The sequence below is a fragment of the Halomonas rhizosphaerae genome (assembly GCF_030012485.1).
Taxonomy (GTDB): Bacteria; Pseudomonadota; Gammaproteobacteria; order Pseudomonadales; family Halomonadaceae; genus Halomonas; species Halomonas rhizosphaerae.
Window position 1 is genome coordinate 1 of record NZ_JASCQQ010000019.1, and the last position, 6,534, is coordinate 6,534.

At 67.0% G+C, this 6,534-nt stretch carries 6 protein-coding genes; all 6 read left to right on the forward strand.

Annotated elements, in window-relative coordinates; translation table 11 throughout:
* Window positions 1-3 precede the first annotated feature (3 nt).
* Window positions 4-1,374, forward strand: coding sequence for a Rieske 2Fe-2S domain-containing protein (locus tag QLQ86_RS09190; RefSeq protein WP_282816686.1), 1,371 nt, complete (start codon window positions 4-6; stop codon window positions 1,372-1,374).
* Between the two features lie 11 nt (window positions 1,375-1,385).
* Window positions 1,386-1,874, forward strand: a complete 489-nt coding sequence (benB, locus tag QLQ86_RS09195; RefSeq protein ID WP_282816688.1) for a benzoate 1,2-dioxygenase small subunit — start codon at window positions 1,386-1,388, stop codon at window positions 1,872-1,874.
* A 24-nt stretch (window positions 1,875-1,898) separates the two neighbouring features.
* The gene (gene benC / locus QLQ86_RS09200; RefSeq protein WP_282816689.1) at window positions 1,899-2,942 is read left to right on the forward strand and encodes a benzoate 1,2-dioxygenase electron transfer component BenC; all 1,044 of its coding nucleotides are present in this window, start codon (window positions 1,899-1,901) and stop codon (window positions 2,940-2,942) included.
* Complete coding sequence (gene benD / locus QLQ86_RS09205; protein WP_282816690.1) at window positions 2,939-3,739, forward strand: benzoate diol dehydrogenase BenD; 801 nt, start codon at window positions 2,939-2,941, stop codon at window positions 3,737-3,739. The genes benC and benD overlap by 4 nt, the downstream gene beginning before the upstream one ends.
* A gap of 96 nt (window positions 3,740-3,835) precedes the next feature.
* The gene (locus QLQ86_RS09210) at window positions 3,836-5,095 is read left to right on the forward strand and encodes a benzoate/H(+) symporter BenE family transporter (RefSeq protein WP_282816691.1); all 1,260 of its coding nucleotides are present in this window, start codon (window positions 3,836-3,838) and stop codon (window positions 5,093-5,095) included.
* 528 nt (window positions 5,096-5,623) lie between these two features.
* The coding region (gene catA, locus QLQ86_RS09215) for a catechol 1,2-dioxygenase (protein ID WP_282816692.1) at window positions 5,624-6,534 on the forward strand (911 nt) is incomplete at its 3' end.

Here is a 6,534-nt window from a genome sequence, read left to right on the forward strand (position 1 = left end):
TGGATCATGACCACCCAGCTTGACCAACTCGAGGAACGCGTCCGCGGCGCCGTCGTCGACGACGCCGACAACGGCATCTTCCGCTGCCACCGCAGCATGTTCACCGACCCGGCCTTCTTCGAGCTGGAGATGAAGCACATCTTCGAGGGCAACTGGCTGTTCCTGGCCCACGAGAGCCAGATCAGCGAGCCGGGCGACTACTACACCGTGACCATGGGCCGCCAGCCGGTGGTCATCACCCGCGACAAGCAGGGCGAGCTGCACGGCCTGATCAACGCCTGCGCCCACCGCGGCGCCACCCTGTGCCGCCGCAAGCAGGGCAACAAGGGCACCTTCACCTGCCCCTTCCACGGCTGGACCTTCAAGAACGACGGCAAGCTGCTCAAGGCCAAGAACGAGAAGAACGGCGCCTACCCGGAGGGCTTCAAGCAGGAAGGCTCCCACGACCTCAAGCGCCTGCCGCGCTTCGCCAACTACAAGGGCTTCTTGTTCGGCAGCCTGAGCGATGACGTGCTGCCGCTGGAGGAGTACCTGGGCGAGACCACCAAGGTCATCGACAACATCGTCGACCAGGCGCCGGACGGCCTGGAGATCCTGCGCGGCACCTCGTCGTACACCTACAACGGCAACTGGAAGCTGCAGGCCGAGAACGGCGCCGACGGCTACCACGTCAGCTCGGTGCACTGGAACTACGCCTCGACCATGGAGCGTCGCAACTACGACGCCGGCGGCACCAAGGCGGTGGACGCCGATGGCTGGTCGAAGAGCCAGGGCGGCTTCTACTCCTACGAGAACGGCCACATGATGCTTTGGACCCGGCTGCTCAACCCCGAGGTGCGCCCGGTCTACACCCGCAAGGACGAGATCGAGGCCGAGCTCGGCGCGGCGCGGGCCGACTCCATCGTCAACCAGACCCGCAACCTCTGCCTCTACCCCAACGTCTACCTGATGGACCAGTTCTCCACGCAGATCCGCGTGCTGCGCCCACTCTCCGTCGACAAGACCGAGGTCACCATCTACTGCTTCGCGCCCAAGGGCGAGTCCGCGGAGAACCGCCGGGTGCGCATCCGCCAGTACGAGGACTTCTTCAACGTCTCGGGCATGGGCACGCCGGATGACCTCGAGGAATTCCGCGCCTGCCAGGACGGCTACCACGGCGCGCTGGCCGAGTGGAACGACCTCTCGCGCGGCGCCAGGCAGTGGATCGAGGGGGCCGACGAGAATGCCCAGGCGATCGACATGAAGCCGCTGCTCAGCGGGGCCTCCCCGGAAGACGAGGGCCTCTACGTGCTGCACCACAAGCACTGGGTCGAGGAGATGCTGCGCGCCATCGACAAGGAACGCAGCCAGTTTATCGCCACCGCGTCCGCCTGAGGAGAGAGACCATGAGCATCAGCTACCACGATATCCAGGCCTTCTTGTACCGCGAGGCGCGCCTGCTCGACGACCGCCAGTGGGACGCGTGGCTGGAGTGCTACCGCCAGGACGCCGAGTTCTGGATGCCGGCCTGGGACGACGACGACCAGCTGACCCGGGACCCCGAGGCCGAGATCTCGCTGATCTACTACCCGAACCGCGAAGGGCTCGAGGACCGGGTCTACCGGATCAAGACCGAGCGCAGCGGGGCGAGCACGCCGGAGCCGCGCACCACCCACCAGATCACCAACCTCGAGGTGCTGAAGGAGGAAGGCGACACGGTGAAGCTGCGCTTCAACTGGCACACCCTGAGCCACCGCTACAAGAAGACCGACAGCTACTTCGGCAGCGCCTTCTACACCCTGGACGTGTCGGGGGAGTCGCCGCTGATCACCAGAAAAGTCGTGCAACTCAACAACGACTACATCCACCAGGTCATCGACATCTATCACATCTGACCCGGTGCGGGAGGAGATTCGACCATGAGCTATACCATTGCACTCAACTTCGAGGACGGCGTCACTCGTTTCATCGGCTGCAAGCAAGGGGAAACGGTCCTCGACGCCGCCTACCGGCAGAAGGTCAACCTGCCGATGGACTGCTCCGACGGCGTCTGCGGCACCTGCAAGGGCCACTGCGAGCAGGGCGAGTTCGACATGGGGGACGAGTACCTGGAGGAGGCGCTCTCCGACGAGGAGGCCGCCGAGGGCCAGGTGCTGACCTGCCAGATGGTGCCGTCCTCGGACTGCGTCATCCAGGTGCCGGTAGCCTCCAGCCTGTGCAAGACCCAGGTCGGCAAGATCGAGGGCACCCTGGCCGTGGTCGAGCAACTCTCCGAGGACAGCATCGAGCTGGCCGTGGACCTGGACGAGGGGGCCGAACTGGCCTTCCTGCCGGGGCAGTACATCCACATCGACGTGCCGGGCAGCGAGGCGCACCGTTCCTACTCCTTCAGCTCGAAGCCCGGGGAGCAGCGGGCCACCTTCCTGATCCGCAACATCCCCAATGGCCTGATGAGCGGCTACCTGACCCGGCAGGCCAAGGTCGGCGATCGCCTCTCGCTCACCGGGCCGCTGGGCAGCTTCTACCTGCGCGAGATCACCCGCCCGGTGCTGATGCTGGCCGGCGGCACGGGCCTCGCGCCCTTCCTCTCCATGCTCGAGCAGCTGGCCCAGAAACGGGAAGACGGGCAGGGCAGCGACCAGCCGATGCACCTGATCTACGGCGTCAACAAGGATGATCACCTGGTCAAGGTCGATGCCCTCGACGCCTTCGCCGAGAGGCTGCCGACCTTCACCTACTCCACCGTGGTGGTGGACGAGGCGAGCCAGCATCCGCGCAAGGGCTATGTCACCCATCACATGGACGCCGAGGTGCTGCACGACGGCGACATCGATGTCTATCTGTGCGGGCCGCCCCCGATGGTCGATGCCGTGCTCAAGCACTTTGACGCCGAGGGCATCGTGCCGCAGAGCTTCCACTACGAGAAGTTCACTCCCAACCAGGCACCGGGGGAGGCGTCATGAGCGCGCAACGCTTCGACGCCCCCCGCTTTCAGGACCGGGTGATGGTGATCACCGGCGCGGCCCAGGGCATCGGCCAGCGGGTCGCCGAGCGGGCCGCCGCCGAGGGCGCCCGCCTGGCCCTGGTGGACCGTGCCGACCTGGTCCATGAGGTGGTGGCAGGGCTCGCCGAGCAGGGCGTGGACGCCATCGCCCTGCAGGCCGACCTCGAGACCTGGGAAGGGGCCGAGGAGGTGATGGCCCGCACGGTGGAGCACTTCGGCCGGATCGACATCTTGATCAACAACGTGGGCGGCGCGATCAACTTCAAGCCGTTCACCGAGTTCACCCAGGCCGAGATCGCCGCCGAGGTCAACCGTTCGCTGATGCCGACGCTGTGGTGCTGCCGGGCGGTGCTGCCGACCCTGGTGGCGCAGGGCGGTGGGGTGATCGTCAACGTCTCCTCGGTGGCGACCCGGGGCATCCACCGGATCCCCTACTCGGCGGCCAAGGGGGGCGTCAACGCGCTGACCGAGTCCCTGGCCTTCGAGGTCGCCGAGCACGGCATCCGCGTGGCGGCCGCCGGCATCGGCGGGACCGAGGCGCCGCCGCGGAAGATCTCCCGCGGCACCCCGGAGCCCCGCAACGAGACGGAGCGAGCCTGGTTCCAGGCGCATATCGACCAGACCAAGCAGAGCTGCCTGATGAAGCGCTACGGCACCCTGGACGAGATGGCCGCGCCGATCCTCTTCCTGGCCTCCGACGAGGCGAGCTACATCACCGGCAGTGTGCTGCCGGTGGGCGGCGGCGACCAGGGCTGAACCCTGCGCCAGGGTGGCCCTCGGGCCGCCCGCTCGCCTTGCCCCTGACCATCCGTGGCTTCCGACAGCAACGACAACAAGCCCCTGGAGCACAGCATGAGACACCTCGAGAAAGGCCCCGGCCTCGCGACGGCGCCGCGGGACTTCCTGCGCGACCTCAATGCCGACAACCTGAGCGCCGGCGTGGTCGCCGGCATCTTCGGCCTCAGCGCCGGCATCATCCATATCAGCGCCGGCACCGCGGCGGGGCTGCCCAAGGATTTCACCCTGCTGTGGGTGATCAGCTACCTCTTCATCAATGGCCTGTTCGGCCTGATCCTGCCGGCCTATTACCGTCTTCCCCTGCCGGTGGCCAACTCCATCCCCGGCGCGCTGCTGTTCGCCGCCATCATCCCCGTGGTGGGGCTCAACGAGGCCCTGGGGGCGACGCTGATGGCGGGCGCCATCTCGGTGGTGGTGGCCCTGGCCGGCTGGATGAGCCTGGTGATGCGGCTGATCCCCATGCCCATCGTCATGGGCATGGTGGCAGGCGTGCTGCTAAAGTTCGGCACCAACATGGTGATGCCCCTGCAGAACGCCCTGATCCCCGCGGTGGTGATGATCATGGCCTTCTTCCTCTCGGCGCGCTTCCTGCGTCGGATACCGCCGCTGGTGGTCACCCTGGTGGTGGGCGTGCTCTACATGGCGCTCTCCGGCGCGGACTTCTCAAGCGTGGAGTTCTCGTTCCGCATGCCCGAGTTCATCATGCCGGCCTTCTCCATGGACGCCTTCCTGGCCTATGGCCTGCCGCTGGCGTTGATCCTGGTGGGCATGGAGACGCCCGCCGGCGTGGGGCTGGTCAAGGGCATGGGCTACAAGGAGGCGCCGGCCAATGCCATCACCTTCGTCGGCGGCATCGGCACCATGGTGTCGGCCTTCTTCAACCTGCACAGCACCTGCATCGCCGCGCCGATGACCGGCATCTGCTCCTCCCCCGAGGCGGGGACCCACGACAAGCGCTGGGTGGCGGCGGTGATCGTCGGCCTCATCTTCGTGGTCGCCGCCCCCTTCTACGGCTTCGTGTTCAGCCTGATCGAGGCGATGCCGAGCTACTTCATCGCCATCATCGCCGGCCTCGCGCTGCTGCGGGTGATCAGCTCGGCGATGCACATCACCTTCTCCGGCAAGCATGAGGTGGGGGCGATGTTCTCCTTCCTGATCGCGGTCTCGGGCCTGCAGATCGTCGGTATCGGCGCCTCCTTCTGGGCGCTGATCCTGGGGGCTGCGATCTCGATGCTGGTGGAGTTCCGCGACTTCGACTTCTCCCAGGAGCGCGCGGCCCTGCGCAAGCGCTTCCCGGCAAAGAGTGCCGGCTGACCCCTAGCGCCGGCATGGCGTTTTCCTCCTTGGCCCGTGGCTGCTTCGGCAGCACGGGCCCTTTTTGTGCGGCCGCCTCCCGGCGCCGCCGCGTCGGCCTCTTATCCTTTTGTCTCAATCCTCGTCCCCTGGAGGGGTGAATCCGCGTCCGGGAACCCGCCCCGGGGGCGGCCGGGGCCGTCGGTTGTCACCCCCTCCCGGCCCGTCCGGTCGACATGCCGCAGACGGAAGGACTGGTCATCGCGACGCCTGGCCAGGAGTGTCTTTCAATGTATTGATTTTCATCTTGTTGTCTTCGCCGTTCCCGGGAGGAACGGGAAGGTGTCGGCAGCCCTGGCGATACCCCTAAGGTATGGAGGGGAACTCAAACGATATTGGTGACACCCCCGCTGCCTGGCCAGAATCCAGTCACCACAACAAGAACGCCTCCGTCGAGATGTGGCCTGTCAGGCATCCGGAGGCCCCGACCACTGGCCTTGCATCCCTGACGAGACCGCAGGGCACAACGACAACGACGAGAGCATGACCATGACCGTAAAGATTTTCGACACCCCCGAGGTCCAGGACTTCCTGACCACCGTCGCCGGCTTCGACCAGGACGGCGGCAGCGAGCGCGCCAAGCAGATCATACACCGCCTGCTCTCCGACCTGTTCCGGCTGATGGACGACTACGACGTCAGTGCCGAGGAGTTCTGGTCCGCCGTCAGCGTGCTCAACGCGCTGGGCAATGGCACCCAGTTCGGCCTGCTGGCCCCGGGGCTGGGCTTCGACCACTACCTGGACATGCGCATGGACGCCGCCGACCGCGAGCGCGGCCTGCTGGGCGGTACCCCGCGCACCATCGAGGGCCCGCTCTACGTGGCCGGCGCCCCGGAGGCCGAGGGCTTCGCGCGCATGGACGACGGCAAGGACCAGGACGGCGAGACCATGTGGCTGACCGGCCAGGTGCGTGACGTCGACGGCCACCCCGTCGCCGGCGCCAAGGTCGAGATCTGGCACGCCAACTCCAAGGGCGGCTACTCCTTCTTCGACCCGACCCAGTCCGAGTACAACCTGCGCCGCAGCATCTTTACCGATGCCGAGGGCCGCTACACCGCGCGCAGCATCATCCCCTCCGGCTACGGCTGCCCGCCGGACAGCCCGACCCAGCAGGTGCTCGACCTGCTCGGCCGTCACGGCCAGCGCCCGGCGCACATTCACTACTTCATCTCCGCCCCGGGCCACCAGCACCTGACCACCCAGATCAACCTGGCGGGCGACCCCTACACCTTCGACGACTTCGCCTTCGCCACCCGCGAGGAGCTGGTGGTGCCGGCCAGCCGCATCGAGGACCCGGCCGAGATCGCCCGGCGCGAGCTGGACGGCCCCTTCTCCGAGGTGGTGTTCGACATCGAGCTGGCGAAGACCGACGCCCCCGAGCTGCAGGTGCGCCACGCCCG

Excerpts from the sequence above, each read along its gene's own strand:
- benB (WP_282816688.1), top strand. The coding sequence starts at position 1,386 with ATGAGCATCAGCTACCACGATATCCAGGCCTTCTTGTACCGCGAGGCG.
- benC (WP_282816689.1), top strand. The coding sequence starts at position 1,899 with ATGAGCTATACCATTGCACTCAACTTCGAGGACGGCGTCACTCGTTTC.
- benD (WP_282816690.1), top strand. The coding sequence starts at position 2,939 with ATGAGCGCGCAACGCTTCGACGCCCCCCGCTTTCAGGACCGGGTGATG.
- QLQ86_RS09210 (WP_282816691.1), top strand. The coding sequence starts at position 3,836 with ATGAGACACCTCGAGAAAGGCCCCGGCCTCGCGACGGCGCCGCGGGAC.